The organism is Bifidobacterium asteroides (genome assembly GCF_009683175.1).
Classification (GTDB): domain Bacteria; phylum Actinomycetota; class Actinomycetes; order Actinomycetales; family Bifidobacteriaceae; genus Bombiscardovia; species Bombiscardovia asteroides_H.
This window is the reverse complement of sequence record NZ_WKKW01000001.1, coordinates 457,094-482,594: the sequence shown is the minus strand read 5'-3', so window position 1 is coordinate 482,594 and position 25,501 is coordinate 457,094. Positions and strand designations below refer to the sequence as shown.

23 protein-coding genes and 2 tRNA genes are annotated in these 25,501 nt (G+C 62.2%); 16 read left to right on the top strand and 9 right to left on the bottom strand.

Going from position 1 to position 25,501, the window contains the following annotated elements; genetic code table 11:
* Window positions 1-71 precede the first annotated feature (71 nt).
* The 4 genes from GKC41_RS02155 to GKC41_RS02140 all read left to right on the top strand — a co-directional run bounded on the left by GKC41_RS02155 (window position 72) and on the right by GKC41_RS02140 (window position 3,075).
* Complete coding sequence (locus GKC41_RS02155) at window positions 72-1,067, top strand: DNA-directed RNA polymerase subunit alpha (protein WP_015022327.1); 996 nt, start codon at window positions 72-74, stop codon at window positions 1,065-1,067.
* A gap of 126 nt (window positions 1,068-1,193) precedes the next feature.
* Window positions 1,194-1,838 (top strand): 50S ribosomal protein L17, encoded by a 645-nt coding sequence (gene rplQ / locus GKC41_RS02150; protein WP_154312763.1) that lies wholly within the window; start codon window positions 1,194-1,196, stop codon window positions 1,836-1,838.
* Window positions 1,839-1,918: 80 nt separating this feature from the next.
* Window positions 1,919-2,881: a tRNA pseudouridine synthase A gene (locus GKC41_RS02145; protein WP_154312762.1), complete on the top strand. Its 963-nt coding sequence runs from the start codon at window positions 1,919-1,921 to the stop codon at window positions 2,879-2,881.
* A gap of 108 nt (window positions 2,882-2,989) precedes the next feature.
* Window positions 2,990-3,075 (top strand) — tRNA-Ser (locus GKC41_RS02140).
* A 556-nt stretch (window positions 3,076-3,631) separates the two neighbouring features.
* On the opposite strand, the gene GKC41_RS02135 is transcribed toward GKC41_RS02140, so the two are convergent.
* Entirely contained in the window at window positions 3,632-4,513 is an 882-nt protein-coding gene (locus GKC41_RS02135) for a hypothetical protein (protein ID WP_229281561.1), read from the bottom strand.
* A 71-nt stretch (window positions 4,514-4,584) separates the two neighbouring features.
* Between GKC41_RS02135 and nusA the strand changes: the two genes are divergently transcribed.
* The 5 genes from nusA to ribF all read left to right on the top strand — a co-directional run bounded on the left by nusA (window position 4,585) and on the right by ribF (window position 11,532).
* Window positions 4,585-5,643: a transcription termination factor NusA gene (gene nusA / locus GKC41_RS02130; RefSeq protein ID WP_154312760.1), complete on the top strand. Its 1,059-nt coding sequence runs from the start codon at window positions 4,585-4,587 to the stop codon at window positions 5,641-5,643.
* Between the two features lie 183 nt (window positions 5,644-5,826).
* Window positions 5,827-8,598: a translation initiation factor IF-2 gene (gene infB, locus GKC41_RS02125; protein ID WP_324612005.1), complete on the top strand. Its 2,772-nt coding sequence runs from the start codon at window positions 5,827-5,829 to the stop codon at window positions 8,596-8,598.
* Window positions 8,599-8,727: 129 nt separating this feature from the next.
* Window positions 8,728-9,231, top strand: a complete 504-nt coding sequence (rbfA, locus tag GKC41_RS02120) for a 30S ribosome-binding factor RbfA (RefSeq protein ID WP_154313065.1) — start codon at window positions 8,728-8,730, stop codon at window positions 9,229-9,231.
* Window positions 9,215-10,273, top strand: a complete 1,059-nt coding sequence (truB, locus tag GKC41_RS02115) for a tRNA pseudouridine(55) synthase TruB (protein WP_154312759.1) — start codon at window positions 9,215-9,217, stop codon at window positions 10,271-10,273. Before rbfA ends, truB begins: the two co-directional genes overlap by 17 nt.
* A gap of 119 nt (window positions 10,274-10,392) precedes the next feature.
* Window positions 10,393-11,532, top strand: coding sequence for a bifunctional riboflavin kinase/FMN adenylyltransferase (ribF, locus tag GKC41_RS02110; protein WP_154312758.1), 1,140 nt, complete (start codon window positions 10,393-10,395; stop codon window positions 11,530-11,532).
* 14 nt (window positions 11,533-11,546) lie between these two features.
* Here the strand turns inward: ribF and GKC41_RS02105 are convergent, their stop codons facing one another.
* The 4 genes from GKC41_RS02105 to radA form a co-directional block, all read right to left on the bottom strand.
* Complete coding sequence (locus GKC41_RS02105) at window positions 11,547-12,314, bottom strand: amino acid ABC transporter ATP-binding protein (RefSeq protein ID WP_154312757.1); 768 nt, start codon at window positions 12,312-12,314, stop codon at window positions 11,547-11,549.
* Window positions 12,311-13,168: an amino acid ABC transporter permease gene (locus GKC41_RS02100; RefSeq protein ID WP_154312756.1), complete on the bottom strand. Its 858-nt coding sequence runs from the start codon at window positions 13,166-13,168 to the stop codon at window positions 12,311-12,313. The genes GKC41_RS02105 and GKC41_RS02100 overlap by 4 nt, the downstream gene beginning before the upstream one ends.
* Before the next feature lie 25 nt (window positions 13,169-13,193).
* Window positions 13,194-14,057, bottom strand: a complete 864-nt coding sequence (locus tag GKC41_RS02095) for an ABC transporter substrate-binding protein (RefSeq protein WP_154312755.1) — start codon at window positions 14,055-14,057, stop codon at window positions 13,194-13,196.
* Window positions 14,058-14,181: 124 nt separating this feature from the next.
* Window positions 14,182-15,591 carry a DNA repair protein RadA gene (gene radA, locus GKC41_RS02090; RefSeq protein ID WP_154312754.1) on the bottom strand — a complete coding sequence of 470 codons (1,410 nt, stop codon included), beginning with the start codon at window positions 15,589-15,591 and terminating at the stop codon, window positions 14,182-14,184.
* A gap of 90 nt (window positions 15,592-15,681) precedes the next feature.
* Here radA and GKC41_RS02085 point away from each other — a divergent pair, with 90 nt between their 5' ends.
* Window positions 15,682-16,335: a hypothetical protein gene (locus tag GKC41_RS02085; protein WP_154312753.1), complete on the top strand. Its 654-nt coding sequence runs from the start codon at window positions 15,682-15,684 to the stop codon at window positions 16,333-16,335.
* A gap of 67 nt (window positions 16,336-16,402) precedes the next feature.
* Window positions 16,403-16,492: a 30S ribosomal protein bS22 gene (locus GKC41_RS02080; protein ID WP_004268639.1), complete on the top strand. Its 90-nt coding sequence runs from the start codon at window positions 16,403-16,405 to the stop codon at window positions 16,490-16,492.
* Window positions 16,493-16,647: 155 nt separating this feature from the next.
* On the opposite strand, the gene rpiA is transcribed toward GKC41_RS02080, so the two are convergent.
* The 4 genes from rpiA to GKC41_RS02060 form a co-directional block, all read right to left on the bottom strand.
* A complete protein-coding gene (gene rpiA, locus GKC41_RS02075) occupies window positions 16,648-17,346 on the bottom strand; it encodes a ribose-5-phosphate isomerase RpiA (protein WP_029678040.1) in 699 nt (232 codons plus the stop codon).
* A 106-nt stretch (window positions 17,347-17,452) separates the two neighbouring features.
* Window positions 17,453-18,448, bottom strand: coding sequence for a ribonuclease H family protein (locus GKC41_RS02070; protein WP_154312752.1), 996 nt, complete (start codon window positions 18,446-18,448; stop codon window positions 17,453-17,455).
* Between the two features lie 86 nt (window positions 18,449-18,534).
* Window positions 18,535-20,208 carry a phosphoglucomutase (alpha-D-glucose-1,6-bisphosphate-dependent) gene (gene pgm, locus GKC41_RS02065; protein ID WP_154312751.1) on the bottom strand — a complete coding sequence of 558 codons (1,674 nt, stop codon included), beginning with the start codon at window positions 20,206-20,208 and terminating at the stop codon, window positions 18,535-18,537.
* A gap of 76 nt (window positions 20,209-20,284) precedes the next feature.
* Window positions 20,285-21,379 (bottom strand): diacylglycerol/lipid kinase family protein, encoded by a 1,095-nt coding sequence (locus GKC41_RS02060; RefSeq protein WP_154312750.1) that lies wholly within the window; start codon window positions 21,377-21,379, stop codon window positions 20,285-20,287.
* A 220-nt stretch (window positions 21,380-21,599) separates the two neighbouring features.
* On the opposite strand from GKC41_RS02060, the gene GKC41_RS02055 reads away from it, so the two are divergent.
* The 5 genes from GKC41_RS02055 to GKC41_RS02035 all read left to right on the top strand — a co-directional run bounded on the left by GKC41_RS02055 (window position 21,600) and on the right by GKC41_RS02035 (window position 25,492).
* The gene (locus GKC41_RS02055) at window positions 21,600-22,277 is read left to right on the top strand and encodes a serine dehydratase beta chain (protein ID WP_154312749.1); all 678 of its coding nucleotides are present in this window, start codon (window positions 21,600-21,602) and stop codon (window positions 22,275-22,277) included.
* A gap of 12 nt (window positions 22,278-22,289) precedes the next feature.
* Entirely contained in the window at window positions 22,290-23,165 is an 876-nt protein-coding gene (gene sdaAA, locus GKC41_RS02050) for an L-serine ammonia-lyase, iron-sulfur-dependent, subunit alpha (RefSeq protein ID WP_154312748.1), read from the top strand.
* A 174-nt stretch (window positions 23,166-23,339) separates the two neighbouring features.
* Window positions 23,340-24,626 (top strand): serine--tRNA ligase, encoded by a 1,287-nt coding sequence (gene serS, locus GKC41_RS02045; RefSeq protein ID WP_154312747.1) that lies wholly within the window; start codon window positions 23,340-23,342, stop codon window positions 24,624-24,626.
* Between the two features lie 93 nt (window positions 24,627-24,719).
* A tRNA-Ser gene (locus GKC41_RS02040) sits at window positions 24,720-24,804 on the top strand.
* 190 nt (window positions 24,805-24,994) lie between these two features.
* Window positions 24,995-25,492 (top strand): hypothetical protein, encoded by a 498-nt coding sequence (locus tag GKC41_RS02035; protein WP_029678033.1) that lies wholly within the window; start codon window positions 24,995-24,997, stop codon window positions 25,490-25,492.
* The last annotated feature ends 9 nt before the right edge of the window (window positions 25,493-25,501 follow it).

Here is a 25,501-nt window from a genome sequence, read left to right as displayed (position 1 = left end):
TAGAAAACCCATGAATCCACCCGCGAAGATCGGTGAGTGCACCACCGGTCGGAGCTGAAAGGATAGCAACAGTGCTTATTGCACAGCGTCCGACTCTTACTGAAGAAGTCGTCAATGCCCAGCGCTCCCGTTTCACCATCGAGCCCTTGGAGCCCGGATTCGGGTACACCCTGGGCAACTCCCTGCGTCGTACCCTGCTGAGCTCCATACCCGGTGCGGCTGTGACCTCGGTCCGCATTTCGGGTGCCCTGCACGAGTTCACCACGCTGCCTGGTGTGGAGGAGGACGTCACCGAGATCCTGCTCAACATCAAGGGCATCGTGCTGACCAGCGAGTACGACGAGCCTGTGGTCATGTATTTGCGCAAGAGCGGCAAGGGCGAGGCCACCGCCGGGGACATCACCCCGCCGGCCGGTGTCACCGTGGCCAATCCTGATCTGCATATTGCGACCCTGGCCGAGGATGGCGAGCTGGAGATCGAGTTTACGGTGGAGCGTGGGCGTGGATACGTCCAGGCCCAGCTCAATAAGCAGGACAACGATGAGATCGGCCGCATCCCGGTTGATTCCATCTACTCTCCTGTGCTCAAGGTCAGCTACAAGGTCGAGGCCACCCGTGTCGAGCAGCGCACGGATTTCGACAAGCTGATCCTGGACGTGGAGACCAAGCCCGCCATCTCGCCGCGTGACGCGGTGGCGTCCGCCGGGTCGACCCTGGTCGAGCTCTTCGGCCTCTGCCGCGAGCTCAACACCCAGGCCGAGGGCGTGGAAGTCGGACCCGAGCCTGTGGTGGAAGAGGCGGATCCGCAGATGTCCGTGCCGATTGAGGACCTGAACCTGACGCAGCGTTCCTACAACTGCCTCAAGCGCGAAGGAATCCACACCATCGGCGAACTGGTCTCGCATACCGAGCAGGATCTGCTGGACATCCGCAACTTCGGCATGAAGTCCATCGACGAGGTCAAGGAGAAGCTTGAGGGCATGGGGCTGTCGCTGAAGGCCTCCCCGCTGGGCTTCGACACCAACAATCTCGAGGGAGGCACCTTCTTCTCGCCTGACGACGAGTGAAGGGTTGCAGCCCTCGTATGAGCGGGCGAGGGGGAAGGGTTCCGTCGCCTGCTGACAGAAATTCCGGGAAGTCGGATGTTCGGGCGTATGCCCACCTGTCCTCCCGGGCCGTAAGGAGATAATCCAATGCCAAAACCTAGCAAGGGCCCACGTCTGGCCTCCAGCCCGGCACACGAGCGGCTGATGCTGGCCAACATGGCCACCAGCCTCTTCGCCAACGGCCGTATCACGACCACACTGCCCAAGGCCAAGCGCCTGCGTCCGCTGGCTGAGCGGCTGATCACCTTCGCCAAGCGGGGGGATCTGCCCGCCCGCCGCCGCGTTATGCGCGTCATCCGTGACAAGTCTGTGGTCCACATACTGTTCACGCAGATTGCCGAGCAGATGCAGCAGCGTGAGGGTGGCTACACCCGCATCACCAAGATCGCACCCCGCCGTGGAGACAACTCTCCGCAGGCCGTGATCGAGCTGGTCACCGAGCCTCTGTCGGCCAAGAAGGCCGTCGTCAAGGAAGCTGAGTCCGCGGCGAAGGTGGCTGCCAAGGACGACAACGCCGAGGTGGCAGCAGCCACTGATGCGGCTGTCGCCGAAGGCGCTGCCAAGGATGCCGTCGACCAGGCCGTTGAGGCCAACGAGTCCGATCAGGACGTGGCCCAGGCCGACCAGGCGGCCGAGGATCTGGAGCAGACCGCTGACAAGGCTGATCAGGCTGAAGCCCAGGCTCAAAAAGATGCCGACGTGGCTGAGGATGCCGAGAAGGCTGCCGAGTAATCGGTCCTTGTGTATCTGGTGACGGGGTCGGGGAGCGTGGCTCTCCGGCCCCGTTTGTCATTGCTGCCAAGGAGGTCGTGATGGAGGATCAGGAAGGGAGGATGTCCCTTGTCAGGCTGCGTATGGACCTGGCCTACGACGGCGGCGGCTTCCATGGTTGGGCCCGGCAGCCCGGGCTACGCACGGTCCAGGGTTGCATCGAGCATGCTCTGTCTCTGATTACCGGAGCCCGCAGATCGAATGGTGAGGTTTCCTATCGCCAAGCCGACTGGGAACCCAGACTGGTCGTGGCTGGAAGGACAGACACTGGGGTCCACGCATCTCACCAGGTGGCACACTTGGACGTTCCCGACGCTGTGCTCGAATCCTGCAGGGGACATATGGGGGTCGATGGTGTTTTGGCTCTGGAACGCCGTCTCCGGCACCTGTTGCCTGCCGACATCGTTCTGCTTGGTCTCGGATTGGCCCCTACAGGTTTCGATGCCCGCTTCTCTGCCCTGGAACGGACCTATCTGTATCGGGTCAGCCAGGGGGGTCAGCCAGGGGATCCGCGCATGCGGGGCTATGTGCTTGACTTGGAAGGGAGCCTGGATCTGCGAGCTATGAACGAGGCCGCAGCGAAGTGTATCGGTCTGCATGACTTCGGATCCTTTGCCAGGCCAAACCCTGGCGGCACGACCATCCGCAAGGTCCTGGCAGCACACTGGGACCTGGTTCCCACTGTGAATCTGTGCGAGGCTGCCCAGGGACAGAATGCCGTCGGATACCTTCCGACCTTTATGGAGTCCGGGCTGACCGTCTTTCGGATTGTAGCCGATGCTTTTGCGCATAACATGGTCCGCTCACTGGTTGCGGCCTGCATCCAGGTGGGCCAGGGGCGACGCTCCGTGCAATGGTTTGCCGACAAGGTGGCCCACCCCCTGCGTGAAGGTTCCACTGGTCCTATAGATGCTCGAGGGTTGACTCTGGAGCATGTAGCCTACCCGCCTGATGACCAGCTTGCTGAGCGGGCGCAGGCCATCCGGGCACGCCGGACACTGTGATTCCCTGGTTGTTCACAGTGGCCGTTGGCTGCGCCACGCCGCTTGCCAGGTAGGGACTCTGTGGCATAATAGAAAAGTTGTTGTTCGGCAGTGTCGGGCAACGACTATGGTTGAGTGTCCGAGCGGTCTAAGGAGCACGCCTCGAAAGCGTGTGAGGGCAACTCCCTCCGCGAGTTCGAATCTCGCCTCAACCGCCCTTATTGGCCCCGGCCCGATGGCCGGGGCCTTTTACGTTTTACCCTGTTGTTGCCTTTCACGGTTTCAGCGGCACACTTGGAGTATCAGGTTTCATAATTGCTGCTGATATGCGGTCCATAGAAGACCGACTTTTTGCGGAGTGACCGAGAGAATGGCACCCTTTTGGTTCATGGATGTCAGATGCGATTGGTCTTCCGTATGCAATATTTGACTACCTAGTTTGGCATGACCATGAGCAGCAATACTCAGCAAATGAAAAGACCGTCCAATGCAGAAGGCGATGTGGTGGTCACACCGGCTCGCCTCCTACATTGCACGGGTTCATACCCCCCTGCGTTCCTGTGGAATACTCCTGTGGAACACGTTCTATAATAGCACCGTCTGAAACTTTGGCGCCACTCGTAAAGTTTTGTGAAATCTGCGGTAAGCAATAGTTAATGTATTGTGCTTGATGATTGCACTTCATGATTGACCAGGTTTTGGGCATGAATGGGCAAGGGTTGCTCGCATATGCGGATGAGGAACCTGCGAGTAGTTGGTCCGTCCTGGACGTCAGTGCTTTGGCACCTGTAGCAGGGCTGACGAAGCGGCCGGGTAGCCGAGGTTCATGGCCATGGACATGTGGGCTACGATCATGTCGACCAGGGCCGATGTGGCCTGCCGGTGGCTTTTCTCGTTCTGACTGGCATCGGTTCGTATGGCGCCTGAGGAGCCGTTCAGTTTTCTCCCCACAGCCAGTAGGGTTCGTGCCGTATCCATCTCGATCAGGGCAGGGGTAGGGGTCTGTATTCCGTTGGCGGGGTCGGTGGACTTTTCAGGGTGCGCCAGCAGATCAGTGGTGGAATAGACCCCCTGCCGGGGATCGTGCTTGGCGCGACCGACCAGAATCTGCGCGGCCGCAGTGTGTGCATCGGCCAGGGTGAGCATCCACGCGGCATCCGTCTTGCGTGCTGCGAGCACCGAAAGTTCGAATCCTGAACGGTCTTCGCCTATGATGGCCTGATCGGCCAATTCGACCGGCAGTGCCTTGGCCAGTGGATCCAACTGCTGTGCAGCCTGAACCAGCCTCAATGTAGCTGTTTGGCGATTGGCCTGTCCGCCCTGGGAGGCCGTCAAAGCCTGGGCTGCATGTACCGTGGCTTCGTCCAAGCGGGCAGGGCACTCACGGGCCGCTTGGATCCAGGCCTGGGCCCGGCTATTTGCCCGATCCCTCTGAATCTGTTCCGACTGCCGGGCTCGCGTCCATGCCTGCTCACATGCTGTGGGACGGAGATTGTCGGGGTCGTGCTGGCTGACATGCACCGCTGAGGGTGCGCATCCTGAGATGGTGGCAGCCAGCAGAAGAACTGCGATACCGGCCCTCATTCGTCGTGCCGGGGTCGCCGGCCGACGACTCGCCCACCCGTGGTATTCAGGAACCGGCTGTGTCTGCATGAAAGGCTAGAATAGTAGGCATTGCAGACTAAAAGAAGCACGGTCTGAATAACTTCATAGGAGGTCTTGACATGGAACTGGACCTGGCTGAAATTCATCAGCTGGCACACGAACAAGGGATTGATGCCGAGACCTTGGATCAAGCATTGAGCGAGGCCCTTCTTCTGGCCTACCAGAAATCGCCTCATGCAGCCAAGCACGCACGGGTTGAGCTGGATGAACGTGCGGGAACCTTTACCATCTGGGCACAGGACGAAATTGCTCGCGAACCCACGCCCGACGAGCCTGAACCGGGATACGATTTGGGCGAGGAATATGATGACACGCCGAAGGACTTCGATCGGCTGGCGGCCTCCACGGCCCGCCAGGTCATCCGCCAGCTCTTCCGCCAGGCAGATGATGAGCGAGTCTTCGGAGCTTTCTCGGGTCAAAAGGGCCATCTGATCACCGGAGTCGTGCAGCAGGATGCCAGCGATCCCGGCAACGTGCATGTGGCCGTAGATAATGTCGAGGCCATTTTGCCCCGTCGTGAGCAGGTGCCTGGAGAGCATTACCAGCACGGCCAGCGGATCCGTATCTACGTGGTCAATGTCTCCCGTGGGCTCAAGGGACCGGAAATCATCGTGTCGCGTTCCCACCCGGAGCTGGTTCGCCGCCTCTTTGAGCGGGAGGTGCCCGAGCTGATCTCCGGTGCAGTCTCCATCATGGCCATTGCCCGTGAGGCCGGGGCCAGAACAAAGATCGCGGTCCGTGCCAACACCAAGGGGGTCAATCCCAAGGGCGCGTTGATCGGCCCGGCGGGTGCTCGCGTTCGTGCCGTCATGGAGAACCTGGGGCCTGAGAAGATCGACATCGTGGACTGGTCCAAGGACCCCGCCGAATTCGTGGCTGCGGCCCTATCCCCGGCCGTGGTCCGTCAGGTGCAGATCGTCAGCGAGCCCAACCGCACGGCCATTGCCTTCATCAAGGATGCCCAGCTCTCCTTGGCCATTGGTAAAGAGGGCCAGAACGCCCGTCTTGCCGCCAAGCTGACCGGATGGAAGATTGGCATCGAGTCCGAGGAGGCCCACCAGCAAAAACTACGTGAACTGCAGGCGCAATCGGCTTCGGCTGCTGGTGAAGACGCCTGAGAGCAAACATCCGACGACGCGAGTATGCTGGACCCGGTATCCCGAGTCCGGAGGTTCATGCCGTCGGCCCCGGCACAGAGACGAGGTAACACGATCATGGTCGCACGATGAGACAGGATATGTTCGCCGTCATGAAAGAGTGATCGCGCCGGTCATATGCGCGGTCCGGTAAGGAGAAAGTAAGTGCCCAAAGCACGCGTGTATGAGCTGGCCAAGGAATTTGGCGTAGACAGCAAGACTGTTCTGGCGAAATTGAAGGACATGGGCGAATTCGTCAAGTCCGCATCCTCCACTGTCGAGGCCCCTGTGGTTCGTCGACTCAAGAACGCTTTCCCTCAGAAGGGACAAAGCGACGCTGGGCAGGCCGCTGCGCGAAATGCCCGCCCCGGTAGCCCTAATCACGGAAGCGGCCAGGGTCAGCATGGCCGTGCGCAATCCAGCGGTACCCAGCTGCCAACACCTGGGCCCAAGCCCGGACAGAATCATCGGTCCTCGGTCGGCGGCGAGGCGCCACGGGGTCAGCAGCGTCCCGGTGGCCACTTCCCCAAGCCCGGCGCATCCCAGGGTAATCGCAACGAGCACGAGCAGCGCAACCAGTCCCGTGGCCCCAAGCCTTCAGCCATGGGCAGGCCCGGCCCCCAGGGCTCGCGCAACAACGGTCGTCCCGGTGGCTCCAACGCTGCGGCGGCACGTCATGGCGCACGGCCGGGAGCATCCGCGCCTCGTCCAGGCAACAATCCCTTCAGCCGCAAGCAGGGGATGAAGGCCCCTATGCCTTCGGACATCCCCAGGCCGCACCCCATGGCCAGACCCACCGTCAACGACTCCCGCAGGGGTCGGGGCGGATTCCGCAACGGTCGTGGCGGCCGCCCCGGGCAGGGCGCCCGTCCAGGGCAGTGGGGCCATAGCCGTCCAGGCCAGCAGACCCACCAGGGCGGCGGCAGCCGTTTCGGGGGTGCTTCGTCGGCGCCTTCAGGTGGCTTCCGTGGCGGTTCCGGCCGTGGTGGTCGTGGTCGCGGCGGTGCTGCTGGAGCATTCGGTCGCCAGGGAGGCAAGTCCTCCAAGGCCCGCAAGAATCGGATGGCCAAGAGGCATGAATTCCAGGAGATGAAGGCACCCGTCATCGGCGGTGTGCGCATCCCCGCAGGCAATGGACGTACCGTCAAGCTGCGTCAGGGCGCCACCCTGGCCGACCTGGCCGACAAGATCAACGTCAACCCTGCCGCCCTGGTCACGGTGCTCTTCCACCTGGGAGAGATGGCTACTGCCACCCAGTCCCTGGATGAGGCCACTTTCCAGATTCTGGGCGACGAGATTGGATGGAAGATCCGCATCGTCTCCGCCGAGGAGGAGGACAAGGAGCTCCTTCAGCAGTTCGACATCAACCTGGACGAAGAACGTGAGGACCAGGACGACAAGAACCTGCAGCCCAGGCCTCCGGTGGTTACGGTCATGGGCCATGTCGACCATGGTAAGACCCGGCTGCTGGACACCATCCGCAAGACCAACACGACCACCCAGGAGGCTGGCGGCATCACCCAGCGCATCGGGGCCTACCAGGCCACGGTCACCCTGGATGGGGAGGATCGCAAGATCACCTTCCTGGATACCCCTGGCCACGAGGCCTTTACGGCCATGCGTGCCCGTGGTGCCGAGCTGACTGATGTGGCTGTCCTGGTGGTGGCCGCGGACGACGGCGTCATGCCGCAGACCGTGGAGGCCATCAACCATGCACAGGCCGCACATGTGCCCATCGTGGTGGCTGTCAACAAGATTGATGTCGAGGGAGCCAATCCCCAGAAGGTACGTGGTCAGCTGACCGAGTTCGGACTGGTATCCGAAGAGTACGGCGGCGACACTATGTTCGTCGACATCTCCGCCAAGCTGGGTACCAACGTGGACAAGCTCCTGGAGGCCGTCCTGCTGACTGCCGATGCAGATCTTGACCTTCGGGCCAACCCTGACATGGACGCTCGCGGTGCCACGGTCGAGGCCCGCCTGGACAAGGGCCGTGGAGCTGTGGCCACTGTGTTGGTCCAGCAGGGAACCCTGCATGTAGGCGATGCCATTGTGGCTGGATCGGCCTATGGCCGTGTACGTGCCATGCTGGACGAGAACGGTCGGCAGATGGACGCTGCCGGTCCTTCCACACCTGTCCAGGTGCTGGGCCTTACCTCGGTGCCTACCGCCGGCGACCTTTTCCTGGTCGCGCCCGACGACCGCACAGCCCGTCAGATTGCCGAGAAGCGCGAGGCTTCGGCCCGCGCCGCACAGCTGGCCAAGCGCCGCAAGGTGGTCTCCTTGGAGAGCTTGAAGGAGCAGTTCGCCAAGTCCGAGGTGGACATGCTCAACATCGTCATCAAGGGCGACTCCTCCGGTTCGGTCGAGGCCCTGGAAGACTCCCTGATGAAGATTGAGGTCTCCGACGAGGTCGGGATCCAGGTCATCCACCGGGGCGTGGGCGCCATCACCCAGAACGACGTCAACCTGGCCACGGTCGACAAGGCCGTCATCATCGGCTTCAACGTCCGGCCTAACCGGCAGGTCCAGGACCTGGCAGACCGCGAGGGCGTGGAAATCAAGTACTACTCGGTCATCTACAACGCCATCGAGGACATCGAGGCGGCGCTCAAGGGCATGCTCAAGCCGGAGTACGAGGAGGTCACCACCTCCCACTCCGAGATCCGCGAGATCTTCCGCTCTTCCAAGTTCGGCAACATCGCTGGCGTCATGGTCCAGGACGGCACCGTCAAGCGGGGCACCAAGGCTCGCATCGCCCGCAACGGGGTGGTCACCATCAACGACCTGGAGATTTCCTCGCTGCGCCGGTTCAAGGACGACGTCAACGAGGTGTCCGAAGGATACGAGGCTGGCATCAACCTGGGCTCCTTCAACGACATCGAGGTGGGCGACATCATCGAGACCTATGAGATGCGGGAAGTGGAACGCAAGTAGGGCCTATCGACCATCCGACCACATGTCGGAGGGTCTGTGGTGATCCGCCCCGGTCTGGGTACTCCCTGGCCGGGGCGGATCACCATGAATGAGACGATTGGTCATGGACGGTTCGAGAAAGGAATCATGATGGCTGGAAATCCCCGCGCTGTACGCATAGCAGCCCTGATACAACGGGTTGTGGCCTCTGCGCTGGAGTCCCAGATGCACGACAAGCGCCTGGCAGGGGTCACCGTCACTGAGGTCCGGGTCACCAACGACCTGCAGATAGCCAAGATCTACTGGACCCAGCTGGGTCGGTCCGGACACGAGGCCGGGGAGCGCAAGCGGGCCCAGCAGGCCCTGCGGCAGGCATCCGGCAGGCTTCGCACCCTGGTCGGCGCCCGGGCCGGTCTGCGATTGACGCCTACGCTGCGCTTCATCTACGATGAGGTGCCTGCCGAGGCTACCGAGATTGAGGATGTGTTGACTGCGGCCCATCACCGAGACGAGGCCATGGCCAAGGCCCGGGTCAATGCCAGCTATGCCGGTGATCCCGATCCATATCGGCATGACGACGAGGAAGAGACCGATGGGTCGGACTCCGTCCCTGATGAACCTGCGGCGGAGGATGCGGATGAAGCCGACCGCTGAGCCGTCGGACGGTATTAAGTCCGGCGCCGGTGAACAGACCTCGGGCATCATCCTTGTTGACAAGCCGAGCGGTGTGACCAGCCATGACGTGGTGGCAGCCGTTCGGTCCAGCCTCGGCATGCGTCGTGTAGGTCATGCCGGGACCCTGGATCCCATGGCCACCGGCCTGCTGGTCCTTGGATTCGGCCAGGCCACGCGGTTGCTGACGGTCATCGTCGGCCATGACAAAACCTACCGGGCCACCATGCGCCTGGGACTGGGCACGACGACGGACGATGCGGACGGGGATTTGCTGCCGGTGCGCCCTGGAGCTGCGCAGAGGGTGGACGAGCTGACAGCCCAGGGTCTGCAGGATCTGATTGATCGCTGCTTCACCGGCTGGATCGACCAGGTGCCCGATGCCTTCTCCGCCATCAAGGTCAAGGGCAGGCGGGCCTATGACCTGGCTCGCGCAGGCCAGGAGGTCAGGCTGGAACCCAGACGTATTCGGATTGCGTCCTTCCGTCTGCTCGACTTCCGTCGTGTGGAGTTGTCCGACCAAGGCGCCAGGGTGGTCGATGTGGATGTGGAAGTGACCTGCTCCAGCGGCACCTACATCAGGGCCCTTGCTCGCGATTTGGGTGAGCGGCTGGATCTGGGCGGCCACCTGACCGCCTTAAGAAGGATTCGCGTGGGCCCGTTCGACCTGGAGGATTCCAATCTGGCATCCAGGGTTGTGGGCGGTAAGGCCGTCCCCCGCACCTACCGGAACCGACAAGGTCAGACCGTTGTTCGCAACCGTATGGTCCCGGACCACGACCGGCAGGGCATGTTGGATGGCTCGCTGAGTCTCGTGCAGGCGGCACGCATGAGCATGCCCGTCCTGAACCTGGATGTCGACCAGGCCGCCAGAGTGGCCAATGGCGGATTCATGGATCTGTCTGTAGCCGAGCCCACGGCAGCCCTGGCCGGACCTGAGGGCAGGCAGCGACTGGCTGCCATCCTGGTGCCCAGTTCACGAGGCGGGGCCAAACCGGATGTGGTCTTCCATCCCGAGGCTTGAATGTGCAGGTCCGTGTTTGGCCTCAGGGTCTTGTCAGGATGAGACGGTGGGAATACAGTGCTTAAGGAATTTTCGGCGCCCGGGTTCGGGGGCCGCCATGACCAAGTGATGGGAAACGGATGAAGGTCAGCCAGGTCAGCCCGGATGAGTCGGGTATTGTCAGGTGGCCGGGAACCTTGGGGACCCGGTCCAGCGTGGTTACCATCGGTGTCTTCGACGGCATGCATCGGGGTCATCAGGCCATCCTGCGCCGGGTGGTCGAGCTCGCTGCCAAGGATCGGGACCGGCCCATGGCCCTGGTCTTCGACCCTAGTCCCAAGCTGGTCCATAGCTATGCCGACAGCCATGACATGATTGAACCGCCCTCGGATCTTATTCGCCATGACCCTGATCAGATCATGCCGATGGAGGAGCGCTTGCGGCTGATGGCCCAGCTGGGACTGGATCAGGTTGTGGTGGTGCGATACACGCTGGCTTTTGCCGCCAAGTCCTATCGATTCTTCCTCAAGCAGCTAACCGAACAGCTGGCCATGCGAACGCTGGTCCTGGGCCGCGATGCGCAGATGGGCGCTGGTCGGGTCGGCGATATCAACGCCATTGGTGATCTGGCGGACACTGGACTGTTCAACCTGGAAGTCGTGAAAGATCAAGGACCCGGGGACTGCACCCTGCCTGACGCTGACGGCCTGGAGCGGCGTCGGGTACGAGCCTGGAGCAGCTCCCACCTTCGGCAGCTGATCCTGGATGGCGATGTGGATACGGCACTGGATATTCTGGGCCGGCCGCACATGGTTCAAGGCACAGTGGTCCATGGGGAGCAGCGGGGCCGCCGCTTGGGATTTCCGACTGCCAACCTTGCTCCCGACGGCCAGGGGATGATGCCCGCTGATGGAGTCTATGCAGGCTGGCTGGTCGACCTGGGACTGCCTACGGATCCGATGGCGACGCCAGAGGGCCGGGAGGGTCGGCTGGCTCAGGGTTCGCCCTGGCGGATGCCCGCCGCCATCTCCATCGGTACCAAGGAGACCTTCCTGGCACCGGGGGAGCGGATGCCGAGAATCCTGGAGGCCAATGCCGTCCGGCCGGATTGGGTGGACCTCTACGGCCACCGGGTCCGGGTGGAGTTCCTCAGCCGTCTGCGCAGTCAGAAGCGGTATACGGGCGAGGAGCCCCTCAAACGACAGCTGGCCTTGGACGCCGATCGCACCCTGGAACTGACCAAGGCCACAGGAAGAGTGTTCTCCGCCACTGAAAGCTGAAGGTACTGGGGAACTCACAGTCCCCGGAAGTGGCTGAAGAACTCCCTGGTGCGCGGATTCTCCGACTCGTCCATGACCTCTTCCGGAGTTCCGTTCTCGGCGATGACACCGTCCAGCAGCAGAACCACCCGGTTGGCTGCGTGATGCGCGAAACTCATTTCGTGGGTGGCCATGAGGATAGTGGTGCCTCCGGCGGTCAGCTCCGAGACCATGGCCAGTACCTCGCCCACCAGCATGGGGTCCAGGGCTGAGGTGATCTCATCCAACAGGAGCAGTTCCGGGTCGGTCATCAGGGCTCGGACGATGGCCACCCGCTGTTGCTGACCGCCGGAGAGCTGGTCGGGGTAAGCCCCGGCCTTCTTCCTCATACCGATCCGATCCAACAGATCCAGGGCCCGCTCCTTGGCCTGGTCCTTGGGCATGCCGTGGACCTTGATGGCTCCCAGGGTCAGGTTTTTCAGAACGTTCATGTGGGGGAAGAGGTTGAACTGCTGGAAGACCACGCCGATTCTGGCCCGGCAGGCATCCTGGTTGATCCTGGGATCGGTGATGTCGGTGCCGCCCAGCCAGATCCTGCCGTCGTTGACGGTCTCCAGCAGGTTGATGCACTTCATCAGGGTGGACTTGCCTGACCCGGATGGACCCAGAAGGGCCACGGTCTCATGAGGCATGATGGTCATGGAGATGCCGCGAAGGACCTTGTTGCCCCCAGGGTAGGTTTTCCGCACATCCTCCAGACGGAGCACCGGCTGGTTCTGATCGGTGCCTGCTTGTTCGCTCATACCATGCCTCCGCTCTGTTCGCGCTTGCGCAGTCGGTTGGAATACCAGTCGTTGAGAAGAATGAAGGGGACCGAGGTGGCGATGAAGAGCACAGAGGCCACCACGTAAGGGGTGAAGTTATAGGAGGTGGCCACAATGATCTGGGCCGCTCTGACCGCGTCAACAGCTCCCAGAACCGAGATCAGACCCACGTCTTTCTGCATGGAGATGAAGTCGTTCATCAGTGCCGGAGCCACCTTGCGCAGGGCCTGGGGGATGACCACCAAACGCATGGTCTGTCCTGAGGTCAAGCCCAGGGAGCGTGCAGACGCCCTCTGGGAGGGGCCGACGTCCTGGAAGCCGGCCCGCAGCACCTCGGCGATGTAGGCCGAATAGGAGAGGATGACCGCCACGGTGCCCAGCAGTGCTGCCGGAATCCGGTTGAAGATGGCCAGTCCGGGGATGCCGAAGCCAATCAGGTAGAGGACCACAATCATGGGGATGCCCCGCATGATCGTGGTGTAGACCTGGGCCAGCACCCGCAGGGGAAAGAGCAGTGGGTTCCGGCTGGTGCGGATCATAGCCAACAGGGTGCCCAGCAAAGCTACGCCGATGACTGCGAAGAAAAGGACCTCCAGATTGAGCCAGAGCCCCTGGAGGACCTTGGGGAAGGCTTGGGCGAAGTAGGCGCCGGAGAAAAACGACTGCTTGACTCGGGGCCAGCCAGGTGAGGCGTGCAACCCCAGGGCGATCAGCAGGGCCAATACAAGCGTACTGGCGATGCTGACCGCCACGGAGCGCAGATTCTGTCGACGGCCGTAGCGTTCCCGTTCCCGTTGGATATCGCTGACCGCATCCTGTGCCGAGGTGGCCATGAACGACAAGGTTTCCTTTCTTCTCTCAGCCCAGGGTAGGCAGGGAGGTGTAGACGTGCAGCCACTGCTTCTGCAGCTTGTCCAGGGTTCCATCCTTCTTCAGGGCGGTGACAGCCTTGGAAGCCGCCGGGGTCAGCTTGGAGCCCTTGGGCAGGACTATGCCCATGCCCTCCGGGTCCTGCGAGCCCTTGATCTGTCCGAGGATCTTGGCGTTCTTGACCTGCCCGGAATCGACCATGGTCACGGCTGAGGGAGTGTCCACGACAAGTGCGTCGATCTGATTGGCATCCAAGGCCTGGGATGAAGCCACGTCGTCGTTGAAGGTGTCGATGTCAGGCTTGACCAGCTTGTGAGCCATCTCGTATGAGGTGGAGCCGACCATGGCCCCTATCTTGGCGTCCTTGATCTGGGCGAGGGAGGTTGCGGAAGCGTATGGAGAATTGTTCCTGACGACCAGCGACTGGGTGGAGTTGTAGTAGCTGGGTGTGAAGTCCACAGCCTGCCGACGCTCCGGGGTGATGGAGAACTGCTGGATGTTCAGGTCGTAGTCCTTGCTTCCCGGGGCGATGGCGGCATCGAAGGTGGTCCTGGTCCAGGTGACGTGTGCCTTGTCGAAGCCCATTTTCTTTGCTACGGCATAGGCCACGGCCGCCTCATAGCCCTTGCCGGATTCGGGCTTGTTGTCCTGCACGTATGGGGCGTATGCCGGGTCTCCGGTGGCGATGGTCAGGGTGCCGGGCTTGATGGTCTGCTGGGTGATGTCCTGCTTGTCTGCCGACTGCCCACTGTTGCTCGATGAGGAGCCACAGGCCGCGCCGGCCATGAGCGTGACTGCCGTGAGTGCGGCCGCTGTCAGCCTGCGTATGGTTTTCCTAGTGAAGATGGTCATGCTGATCTGCTCCTCGCGATGATGATGGGTGTCGGTCTTCCAGCGACTCCATCCTAGTCCGGCAGGGTAACGAGTCGGCAGGTGAACGCCATATGGTGCGATAGGGGACCAGCGGCCACCGGGTTCAGACCAGTCCCAGGGCTTCCAGGGCCTCGGCCAGACAGGTGACCTCGACCACCTCCAGTCCCTGAATGGGCTTTCGGCCTCCCGAGTGCCGGTCTGGCGGGACCAGCGCCCGGGTGAATCCCAGCCGGGCAGCCTCCTGCAGCCGGTGGTTGAGCTGAGGCACCGGCCTGACCTGCCCGGTCAGGGATATCTCGCCCATGGCACAGGTCGTGCGCAGGATGGGCCGGGATTTGGCTGCACTGGCCAGCGCGGCCACGATGGCCAGGTCACATCCGGGCTCCTTGGCCAGTCCGCCGGCAATGGTGGACACATACAGGTCCCGTGTCAGCAGGTTGACGCGGCCGTGACGGTAGAGCACCGCGGCCAGCATGGCCAGACGGTTGGCGTCGATCCCGTTGGTGTTGCGTCTGGGCGTGGGCAGAACAGATGACGTGACCAGGGCTTGGATTTCGATGGGCAGGCTACGGTGGCCGTCCAAGGTGAAGGTCACGCAGGTGCCCTCCACCTCCTGCCCGGTCGTGGACAGGAAGAGTCCCGTGGGGTCGCTGACCTCCTCGATGCCCTGCTCGCCCATGTCGAAGCAGCCCACCTCGTCGGTGGGGCCGAAACGGTTCTTGACAGCCCTCAGCAGGCGCAGGGCGGTCTGGGAGTCGCCCTCGAACTGGCAGACCACATCGACCAGATGCTCCAGGGTCCGCGGCCCGGCGATGGAGCCGTCCTTGGTCACATGGCCGACCAGGAGGGTGGGGATGTCTTGCGATTTGGCCATGTCGATCAGGCTGATGGCCACTTCGCGCACCTGCGTTGAGCCCCCGGAGATGCCGTCGACCTGGCTGGAGACGATGGTCTGGGCGGAGTCCACAATGGCCAGTGCCGGCTTCTCGCGCTCGATCAGCCCCAGCACCGTGGCCAGGTCGGTGGTCGAAGCCAGGAGCAGCGAATCCTTGAGTGCTCCCACCCGACTGGCTCGCATCCGCACCTGGGCCTGGGACTCCTCGCCCGATATGTAGAGCACCTTGCCTCCCTGGCCGCCCCGGTCGGCCACTCGGCCGGCGGTCTCCAGCAGGAGGGTGGACTTGCCTATGCCTGGCTCGCCGGCCAAGAGGATGACCGACCCGGGTACGATGCCCCCGCCCAGGACCCGGTCGAACTCCTCGAATCCTGTGGGGATGCGCTTTACCTGGTCCGTACCTACCCGGGTGATGGGTCGGGCCATGCCGTTCTTCGGGGGCGCAGGTGCCGTATGGCTGCCGCCGGAGGAGGACAAACCCCCGCCTGCACCTACGACATGGGCTTCGTGGAATTCCTCGATGGTTCCCCACTGGCCGCATTCTGGGCAGCGTCCGAACCACTTGCCGCCGGTCCATCCGCACTCCGTGCACACGTATTGCGTCGTCGTCTTGGCCATACCTGCACGCTATCGGGATTCAGGGACGAGGAACTGGGCTTTTACGGCATCTTCGCAGTGCCGACACCCTGCCCATGAGAGAATGGAGACATGGCTGACAATCCTTCTGCACCCCTGTCCTCTTCCTCTGACTCCTCCGCGCACGCCAAACAGCGCCGTCGACGGATCGGTCTGGTCATCGCTCTGGCGGCGGTGGTGGTCCTGGTGCTCCTATCGGCCTTCGTCTGGCCTCACTGGGCGGTGCGCAGCCAAGAGCCCGTCGCTCAGGCTTCGGCCTCCGCATCTTCACAGCCTTCGCAAGCCAGCAGTCCCAAGGCTAAGGCGGTTCCTCTGCCCGATTCGGCTTCCGAGCTGCTCAAGGCCATGCCCGATACGGTGGGCGAGTTCGCCCGCGTCAAGGCGGATCCTGACAGTGAGTGGAGCACCCGTACACCTATCGAGGAGTACAACCTGGTCTACTCCACAGGAAGGTCGGGCGGGGATGTGACCCTTCACCTGGCTCAGTGGTCCAGGAGCGAGGATGCCAAGGCACTCTATGACAGCCAGTCCACGGGCATGTCCGGTAAGGAGCTGGCCTCGGGCAATGTTCGTAGCGGCGGCACGGTCACCGGATCCTACCTGGAGAAGGCGGATGGCGACGACGAGCACAAGGCCCTGGTCATCTGGCAGAATGATACAGTGGTCTTCCGTGCCCAGGGCCAGCGGACTGCGCTGGAGGCTTTTTACAAGGCCTTCCCGCTTTAGTCGTCCCGCAAGCGGTGTACGATAAGCAAGTTGGACACTTCCAGGTAACTAAGGATCGGAGGCTCGGATGGGTTCTGTCATCAAGAAGCGCCGCAAGCGGATGAGCAAGAAGAAGCACCGCAAACTGCTGCGCAAGACTCGTCACCAGCGCAAGTAGCTTTATGACTTATGGCCCATCAGGGCCAACGAAGCCCCCCGCATCGAATGGACGCGGGGGGCTTCATGTTCATATCATCGCTGGTCATCGTGGCCAGCCGGATGTCCCCGGGTTTTTAGGTACCGTCAGCCGGGAGGCAAGATGTTCGCTGATGGTCACTTGTTGGCGTTGGTCATGACCCGGGGCCCGTTGGGGTCGCCCACGATGACCGTGTCGACCATGTTGAGGAAGAGGCCGTGTTCCACGACACCCACGGTTGTGATCAAGTCCTGGGCCAGATCCTGCGGGTGCTCGATCCGATCCAGATGCAGATCGATGATGTGGTTGTGCTCGTCGGTCAGAACAGGCTGCCCCTGGCCGTCCAGCCGCAGTACCGGGTTGTATCCGCGCTCCTTGAAGCGATCCAGGACGTGGCGCTCGCCGAAGGGGATGACCTCCACTGGCAGCGGGAAGCGGCCGATCGTGTCGACCACCTTGGACTCGTCCACAATCCAGACGATCCTTCGGGAGTTGACGGCCACGATCTTCTCCCAGAGCAGGGCTGCGCCGCCGCCCTTGATGCCGTTGAAGTCCTTGTCGACCTCGTCGGCCCCGTCGATGGTGACATCGATGTGATCCACCTGATCGATGTCGACAATGCGGATTCCATAGCCCTCAGCCTGCTCCTTGGTCCGCCGGGAGGTGGTCACGCCGGTGAACTCCAAGCCCTCTTCCTTGACGCGCCGTCCCAGTTCATCGACGAAGAACCGGACCGTGGATCCGGTGCCCAGTCCGGCGGTCATGCCATTCTCGACCAACTTGGCTGCTTCGATGCCGGCGGCCTTCTTCAGTCTGTCCTGCTCGGTCTTGTCCATACACGCTCCTTCATGCCCGCATGCGCTCAACCGCTGATGTCTGCGGGTCTTGTTGGTTCAGGTTCACTCCAGTGTAGACGATGGCCCCTGACGGTCCAGGAACCGCTCAATCCTCCACTTCGATGGCATGCAGGCGGAAAGGCGCCTCCTGGATGGCCACGTAGCCGTCAGGGTCGATGTCCGCATCTATATCGATGCTGCCGACGATATGCAGGTCCTGCCCGGTGAACATGCTGCTGCCGGACGGGGGTGGCGTGATGCGGATGCGGCCACTGGCTCTCAGTCCCCGAGCTCCGGAGTTCTTGGTCTCCTGGTCAGCTGTATCGGCGTCCGAGGTTTCCTTGAGCGCCGATACAGGTTCGTCTTCCTGACCATCGGCTATGTCGGGGTCGGGTGTGACATTGGCTGCGTCAGCCGTCGCTGCCACAGGTTCGGCCTGCTCGGCATCCACAGCCTCGGACTCGACGGCGGTTTTCGCCAGGTCTTTCTGCTCCTCCTGGTTCAGGCGAGCCTTCTTTCGACCCAGCTCGTCCAGGACTTGGGGTCCTCCGTCCAGCTCAGCCTTGACTGCGGGCGGCACCTGTGTGCCCTTGGCGTAGGGGGAGGCCAGCAGTGAGCGCCAGCCTTCGATGGGCAGACAGCCTTCCCGGTCGCCCTTGCCTGCAGCTGTGGCGTAGCCGCGTGCCAGGGTGTCCACTTTCTCGTTGAAGGTGTTGCCCGCGTGGCCCTTGACCCAGACAAACCTGACCGATCCCGTCCGTGCCCGGATCTCCCGGTCGATTGCTTCGATAAGAGGGCGGTTCTTGACCGGCTTACCCTGGGAGTTCTTCCAGCCCTTCTTCTTCCACCCGGGCACCCAGGTGGTGGAGCAGTTGATGGCGTATTGGGAGTCGGTTTCGATGACCAGAGGGCGTTCGCCTGGATGGGCGCGCAGGGCCTGCAGCACGGCGCACAGTTCGCCGATCTGATTGGTGCCGTTGCTGGCGCCGCCCGCATCCGCGTCGCCGCCCTCGTGATCGGCCCAGGCCCAGCCCATGGGGCCATTGGGATTGCTCAGTGCGCTGCCGTCGGTGGAGACGACCAGATTCTTGTCATTGGTCATGGTTCCAGTCTAAGCAAGAAAATAGAGACCCCCGCACCAGCGATGGCTGATGCGGAGGAGGGAAGGCAGGCGGTCTTGTCTGCAGCTCAGCCCAGGGCCTTGGCGACCACCTGGTCGGCATCGTCCAGAACCTGGTCCAAGGCCTCAGGGGAGACGAAGGATTCAGCGTAGACCTTGTAGATGTTCTCGGTGCCGGAGGGGCGAGCGGCGAACCAGTTGTTCCGGGTGGTCACCTTGATGCCTCCGATTTTGGCCCCATTGCCCGGGGCCTCGGTCAGCCTGGCAGTGATGGGCTCGCCGGCCAGGGTGGAGGCCGTCACATCGTCGCCGTTCAGCCGGGCGAACTTCTGCTTCTGCTCCAAGGTGGTCGGGGTGTCCACCCGCTTGTACCAGCTTTGGCCGAAGCGCTCCACCTGCTCCTGGTGGAGCTGGGCCGGGTTCTTTCCGGTCTTGGCTGTTATTTCGGCAGCCAGGAGGTCGGGAATCAGCCCGTCCTTGTCGGTTGTCCAGATACGGCCGTCACGGCGCAGGAAGCTCATCCCGGAGCTCTCCTCTCCTCCGAAGGCCACCTCGCCCTTGAAGAGGGGGTCAACGAACCACTTGAAGCCCACAGGCACCTCGATCAGCCTGGCACCGATGGAGGCAGCTACGCGGTCGATCAGGGAGGAGGAGACCAAGGTCTTGCCGATACCGGCACCCTGGGGCCATCCGGGTCGGTTGCCCGAGAAGAGGTATTCCACGCAGACGGCGATGTAGTGGTTGGGGTTCATAACGCCGGTCCCCGGGCAGACGATGCCATGACGGTCGGCATCCGGATCAGTGCCGCCCACCAGGTCGTAGGAATCCCAGGCCCCGGCGTTGAGGCGATCCACCAGACCCTTCATTGCATATGGGGAGCTGGGATCCATGCGGATCTTCCCATCGTGGTCGATGGTCATGAACCGCCAGGTCGGATCCACCTCAGGGTTGACGACGCCAATGTTCAGGCCGTACTTTTCATTGATCAGCGGCCAGTAGTTGACCGAGGCGCCGCCCAGCGGGTCAATGCCCAGACGGACCCCGGAGGATCTGATCAGATCAAAGTCGATGACATTGCCCAGATCGGCCACGTAGTGCTCCCGGTAGTCGAAGCGCTCCACCAGGTCGGATTTGATGGCATCCTCGAAGGGAATCCGCCTGACCTGTCTGTAGTCGCCCAGAAGCTCGTTGGCCCGTTGGGCGACTGCGTTGGTGGTTTCGGCCGGAGCCGGACCGCCTGTGGGCGGGTCATACTTGAATCCGCCATCAGTGGGCGGGTTGTGGGAGGGGGTGACCACGATGCCGTCGGCCAGGTCCTTGCCGGAGAAGCGCTGTGTGCCGTCGGCTGCCCGGTTGTGTGTCAGGATGGCCTGGGAGACGGTTGGAGTGGGAGTGTAGTCATCATTGGCATCAATGCGCACCCGTACTCCGTTCGCGGTCAGGACCTCGATGGCCGTCTTCCAGGCGGGCAGGGAGAGGGCGTGGGTGTCGCGGCCCAGATAGAGCGGACCGGTTACTCCGTCCTTGGCCCGCTGTTCGGCTATTGCCTGGCTGATGGCCACAATGTGGGCCTCGTTGAAGGATGTGGTCAGGGCGGAGCCACGATGCCCGGAGGTGCCGAAGGACACCCGCTGGGAGGGGATGGAAGGGTCGGGGACGAGATCGTAGTACCTGCCGATCAGATCGTCGACGTTGATCAGATCTTCGGGGCTGGCAGGCTTGCCCGCATTCTGTGCTGTCATGGCTCCCATCATGCCACCCCGGCATGAGAAAGCGGACAGATGCGCAACAGGCTCCTTGGGTCTAATTCAGAAGGCCTTAGTCAGACTGGGGCACCCGCACGTCCAGGGCCTGGCGTTCCACGCTGAGTGCGATGTGGCGGGTCTCGCCCAGAATATCGCCGTCCACCTGGGCCAGAGCGGGCTTCTCCAAGCGGATCTCCGCCTTGGTCCCCTGCAGCTGGACGATGGTGGAGTTGGTCGACAGGGGGCTCTGGCTGGACTTGCGGGTGATGGTCTGATGCATAACATCGCCGAAGAGGTTGGCCCAGCCGATCAGGCCGGCGGAGGTGTCGATGATCTCGAAGTCCAGGATGCCGTCATCGTAGGAGGCGTCGGGCATCAGGGAAAATCCTGGAATCTCCCCGCAGTTGCCGGCCATGAAGGTGCGGAAGGTCACTGAGGTATTGGTCTGCGTGACTTGGTCGGGCCGGGTGATGGCGATGTCGGCGGTGTACTTGGGTGCGAACAGATGCTTGGCGCCGCTGATGAAATAAGCAAGCCAGCTGACGGTCTTCTTCAGGTTGGGGTCGGTGTCATCGATCATCAGGGCGTCGAAACCGATGCCGGCAATGATCAGGAAGGCGTGACCATGGCCTTGCTCCTGACCGTCTGCATCGAGCAGGGCCATGCGACCCACATCCACCTGGGTGGACCCGTGCGAGGTGGCCACGGCCAGGGCAGCGTCCAGATCGCCTACGGGAATGCCCATGTTCCGTGCGAAGAGGTTTCCGGTCCCGATTGGGATGATGCCCATGACATGGTCGCTGGAAGCCATGGCGCTGGCTACGGTGCGCACGGTCCCGTCCCCGCCCACGGCAACGACTACGTTGGCCCCACGCTCCAGTGCCATGCGGGCACAGGCTTTCCCGTCCCGATCCAGCTGGGTTTCGATGAAGCTGAATTCGCGGATGCCCTTGTCCCGGCAGTATTGCTGGATGCGCTCGCGGGCGGCGGCGGCCTGGGGTTTGGAGGGGTTGATAACGAAAGCGTAGCTGAGCTGGTCGTCGTCCCGGGCCAGGATTTGCATGGCGAACTTATGCCGTCTTTGGGCGCGGACGATCAGCACCACCGCAGTGACGACAATGGCCGCCGCTGCCAGGATGGCGAGGATGACGACCGCTGGAATTGGCATGACTCTATTTTGCGCGCCGTGCCGACCCGATATCTCTGGGTGTGTCCGACGTGAACGAACCCTCTACAGCAATCACGCTGACAGTATGAGCTGATTGAGTTATGAAAACCGCAAAGTTATGATTGCACTCGGTCCATGTGGTCCCCTCGGTCTAGAGCTGCAACGGCTTCGTACGCGGGAAGTCTGGGAAAGCCAGGGGGTATGGGGAGAGGAGGCAGTCATGGACAAGTACAAGAGCGTGTTCGACATCATAGGTCCCATCATGATTGGACCCTCCAGTTCGCACACAGCTGGGGCCGTGGCCATCGGCCGGGTTGGGCACATCCTTGCCGGAGGTGTTCCGAGCCGTGCTGATATTCATTATTATGACTCTTTCGCCCGCACGCACAGCGGCCACGGTACCGACTATGCCATCATCAGCGGCCTGCTGGGTTTTGCCCCGGACGACCCCCGGGTGCCTGATGCCATTGGCATCGCCCGCAGGCAGGGCATGGAGCTGACCTTCCATGAGGAGGACGAACCCAGCCCCATCGACCACCCGAACACCGCCGTCCTGGACCTCCAGGGACCAGCCGGGCGGGTGATCTATGCGGCTTGTTCCATCGGGGGCGGGACCATTGAAGTGCGGCGTATCAACTTGGACGGCTGCCTGATCACTCCTCCAGGGCTTCTACCCATTCTGCTGGTGGAACTGGATGAATCCGCAAACGATGCCGGTCGGCGATTGGAGCGCATACGCGATCTGCTTCGGGAGGAGGGCGTGACCAAGCAGACCAGGTATGAACCCCATGGTCCGGCTGGCATGGCGGTGTACGAGTTTGATTTGGACAATCCGCTGTCCGCGCAACAGCAGAAGCAAATCGCGGGTCACTCGTCCCGGATGATTTATATCGACTAGGAGGCATGGCGCATGTTCACTTCAATCGCTGAACTTGTGAGTATGGCCGAAGAGCGCGGCTCGTCGATATCTGAGGTGGCCATCGACGAGGAGGTGCGGCGTTCGCATCAGACCCGTGAACATATCTGGGCAAGAATGGCCAAGAACCTGCATGTCATGCAGGCCGCCGTGGCCAGGGGATCCCAGGGCGATGGCGTGTTCTCCAAGACTGGGCTGAGTGGTGGTCAGGCGGCCCTGCTGGAGCATTACCGGAAGACACGAACCAGCCTGAGCGGCGATGCCATCCTGCAGGCCGTTGAGGCCGCTATGGCTACCAATGAGGTCAATGCGGCCATGGGCATCATCTGCGCGACGCCTACTGCCGGCTCCTCCGGGACCCTGCCCGGAGTGCTCACCGTGCTCAGGAACCGACTGGGGCTGGATGACGATGGGCTGATCCGCTGCCTGTTCACTGCAGGGGCTTTTGGACTGGTTACGGCCAACAAGGCGATGATCTCCGGAGCTACAGGCGGCTGTCAGGCCGAGGTGGGCAGCGCATCCGGCATGGCTGCCGCTGCAGCGGTTGAGGGCGCAGGGGGCGATCCTGATGCCTGCGCCCAGGCTTTTGCCATAGCCATGAGCAATCTGCTGGGCCTTGTCTGCGATCCCGTGGCTGGCCTGGTGGAGGTGCCTTGCGTAAATCGCAACGCCATCGGAACCGCCAACGCTTTGATTGCTGCTGACATCGCCTTATCGGGCGGCGTCAGCAGGATTCCGCCCGATGAGGTCATCGCAGCCATGAAGTCCATAGGCGAGAGCATGCCCTCATCACTGAGGGAGACCGGCATCGGCGGGCTGGCGGGCACTCCCACCGGCAAACGGTTCCGCAGGACTGTATTTGGCAAGTGATGCGGGGCAGGCGCATATATAAGGGACGGATGGCTCCCCCGCTCGCCTTCTCGCCGTGGTTGCTCTTCCTGACTGGTCCGCGGTGGCCAGGCCGGTTGCGGCAGAGGTCATAAGGCTCGGAAAGAGGTGTGCGGGGCCGGTTTTCGTGTCCCCTGAAAGTCATAGAATTCAGATATGTTAGATATCAGGTTCATTCAGGAACATCCGGATGTTGTCCGTGAATCACAGCGCAAACGCGGCGAATCGGTCGAACTCGTCGACGAAGTGCTGAAGGCGGACAGCGAGCGCAGGGCTGCGCTCAAGGATTACGAGAGCTACAGGGCCGAGCAGAAGTCGCTCGGTAAGCGCATGGGCTCGGCCTCTCCTGATGAGAAAGCCGACCTTCTGGCCCGGACCAAGAGCCTGTCGGACAAGGTGAACGCCAGCAAGGCAACCTCAGACGAGGCCAACGCCAAGTACACCGATTTGATGTGGAAGTTCAGCAACGTAGTGGAGCCCGAGGCTCCCGAGGGTGGCGAGGACGACTACGTGGTGGTCAAGAAGATCGGCACTCCGCGCGACTTCGCCAAGGAGGGCTTCGAACCCAAGAACCACCTGGACCTGGGCGTGGGCGTGGCCGGCATCGATATGCGCAGGGGCGTCAAGGTTTCCGGATCCCGCTTCTACTTCCTGCGCGGGGATGTGGCCCGGCTGGAGATCGCCATGCTGACCATGGCCGTGGACCAGGCCATGGAGCATGGATTCATTCCTACCATTACGCCCACCTTGGTCCGGCCTGAGGTCATGGCCGGCACCGGCTTCCTGAATGCCCATGCCGACGAGATCTATCGCCTGCGTGAGCCCGACGACCAGTATCTGGTGGGCACCTCCGAGGTCTCCCTGGCCGGCATGCACGAGGACGAGATTCTGGACCTGAGCAAGGGTCCGCTGCGCTACTGCGGCTGGTCCAGCTGCTACAGGCGAGAGGCCGGCTCCGCCGGCAAGGACACCATGGGCATCATCCGCGTCCACCAGTTCGACAAGGTGGAGATGTTCGTCTACTGCAAGCAGGAGGATTCCCGCGACCAGCACCAGCAGCTGCTGGCCATGGAGCAGGAGATGCTGGCCAAGGTGGACGTGCCCTATCGGATCATTGACACCGCTGCAGGAGACCTGGGATCCTCGGCTGCGCGCAAGTTCGACTGCGAGGCCTGGGTGCCCACCCAGGGTCGCTACCGCGAGCTGACGTCAACCTCCAACTGCACCGAGTACCAGGCCCGCCGTCTCAACGAGCGCGAGCGGCTGGAGGACGGCTCTACGCGTCCTGTCAGCACCCTGAACGGGACCCTGGCCACCACCCGCTGGTTGGTCGCCATCCTGGAGAACCATCAGAACGCCGACGGCTCTATCGTCATCCCTGAAGCCATGCGCTCCTATGTGGGCGGCAAGGAGGTCATCGAGCCCAAGACCTGGGAGGCCTGAGCCGCTTCTGTTGGAAGCAACCGACATTCCGTTGGTGGTTGGACCAACCTTGATGTCGTATGATGAGTGACGTGTCTGATTGGCACGTCTTTTGGACAGGTGTCTGAGCGGCCGAAAGAGACGGTCTTGAAAACCGTTGTGGCGCAAGCCACCGCGGGTTCGAATCCCGCCCTGTCCGCTTGGTCGATGCCCCGGAGCCATATCCGGGGCATTTTTGTATTTGCTGGAATCCTATGCTTGCAGTCCTGAGGTCAGCGATTGCAGAGCGGTTTGGGCTGGAACCTGGTGTCTACAATGATGGATGGTAGCCATGCTTAATCACGCGAGCCGACCCTTGGGTGCCGACTCTGCAAGGGAAAGGTCGGGTCGTGGATCAATTCATCGCCATTGTCTCTCTGATCGGGGATTGGTTGCTTTTCACATTCCCACTCTTCCAGGGGCTGATGGAGCTGCAGGAATATCAGGAGCTCCTGGACGACTTTGATCAGCTCAGCAAGAATTGGGATGAGGTCTCGCCCTGGTGGTGGCTGGCCCCCATCGTCAAGATCCACTTGGAGCGCAAACGCGGGCACGAAATTCTCCGTCAGGCCACCAGGACCCGATCAGAACGGCGACGGGCGCTGAGCTTCCTTGACCAGGCGACTGCCTGGTACTTCGTGTCAGTTGCAGGTTGGTTGAAGATGATCTCCTCCTCTTATGAATTGCTTGAGACATACGAGGCCAAAGAGAACATATGGCTGCTGGTCCTTCTGATCGTTCTACTGACCTCCGGCGGTCTCTTCAATGCTTACTACCGCATAGACAGGAAGCGGATAGGCCAGAAGGAGAAGGAGCTGAAGCCCGACTCAGAGGTGGCTAACGACTGACGAGGCGTC

What these genes read in the sequence shown, in the direction of transcription:
- GKC41_RS02145 (WP_154312762.1), top strand. Translation starts at nt 1,919, where the DNA reads ATGGAGGATCAGGAAGGGAGGATGTCCCTTGTCAGGCTGCGTATGGAC.
- rpiA (WP_029678040.1), bottom strand. Translation starts at nt 17,346, where the DNA reads ATGGACAAGACCGAGCAGGACAGACTGAAGAAGGCCGCCGGCATCGAA.
- GKC41_RS02055 (WP_154312749.1), top strand. Translation starts at nt 21,600, where the DNA reads ATGGACAAGTACAAGAGCGTGTTCGACATCATAGGTCCCATCATGATT.
- truB (WP_154312759.1), top strand. Translation starts at nt 9,215, where the DNA reads ATGAAGCCGACCGCTGAGCCGTCGGACGGTATTAAGTCCGGCGCCGGT.
- GKC41_RS02105 (WP_154312757.1), bottom strand. Translation starts at nt 12,314, where the DNA reads ATGAGCGAACAAGCAGGCACCGATCAGAACCAGCCGGTGCTCCGTCTG.
- nusA (WP_154312760.1), top strand. Translation starts at nt 4,585, where the DNA reads ATGGAACTGGACCTGGCTGAAATTCATCAGCTGGCACACGAACAAGGG.
- ribF (WP_154312758.1), top strand. Translation starts at nt 10,393, where the DNA reads ATGAAGGTCAGCCAGGTCAGCCCGGATGAGTCGGGTATTGTCAGGTGG.
- GKC41_RS02095 (WP_154312755.1), bottom strand. Translation starts at nt 14,057, where the DNA reads ATGACCATCTTCACTAGGAAAACCATACGCAGGCTGACAGCGGCCGCA.
- rbfA (WP_154313065.1), top strand. Translation starts at nt 8,728, where the DNA reads ATGGCTGGAAATCCCCGCGCTGTACGCATAGCAGCCCTGATACAACGG.
- GKC41_RS02070 (WP_154312752.1), bottom strand. Translation starts at nt 18,448, where the DNA reads ATGACCAATGACAAGAATCTGGTCGTCTCCACCGACGGCAGCGCACTG.
- GKC41_RS02080 (WP_004268639.1), top strand. Translation starts at nt 16,403, where the DNA reads ATGGGTTCTGTCATCAAGAAGCGCCGCAAGCGGATGAGCAAGAAGAAG.
- GKC41_RS02135 (WP_229281561.1), bottom strand. Translation starts at nt 4,513, where the DNA reads ATGCAGACACAGCCGGTTCCTGAATACCACGGGTGGGCGAGTCGTCGG.
- serS (WP_154312747.1), top strand. Translation starts at nt 23,340, where the DNA reads ATGTTAGATATCAGGTTCATTCAGGAACATCCGGATGTTGTCCGTGAA.
- pgm (WP_154312751.1), bottom strand. Translation starts at nt 20,208, where the DNA reads ATGACAGCACAGAATGCGGGCAAGCCTGCCAGCCCCGAAGATCTGATC.
- GKC41_RS02085 (WP_154312753.1), top strand. Translation starts at nt 15,682, where the DNA reads ATGGCTGACAATCCTTCTGCACCCCTGTCCTCTTCCTCTGACTCCTCC.
- rplQ (WP_154312763.1), top strand. Translation starts at nt 1,194, where the DNA reads ATGCCAAAACCTAGCAAGGGCCCACGTCTGGCCTCCAGCCCGGCACAC.
- radA (WP_154312754.1), bottom strand. Translation starts at nt 15,591, where the DNA reads ATGGCCAAGACGACGACGCAATACGTGTGCACGGAGTGCGGATGGACC.
- GKC41_RS02100 (WP_154312756.1), bottom strand. Translation starts at nt 13,168, where the DNA reads ATGGCCACCTCGGCACAGGATGCGGTCAGCGATATCCAACGGGAACGG.
- GKC41_RS02060 (WP_154312750.1), bottom strand. Translation starts at nt 21,379, where the DNA reads ATGCCAATTCCAGCGGTCGTCATCCTCGCCATCCTGGCAGCGGCGGCC.
- sdaAA (WP_154312748.1), top strand. Translation starts at nt 22,290, where the DNA reads ATGTTCACTTCAATCGCTGAACTTGTGAGTATGGCCGAAGAGCGCGGC.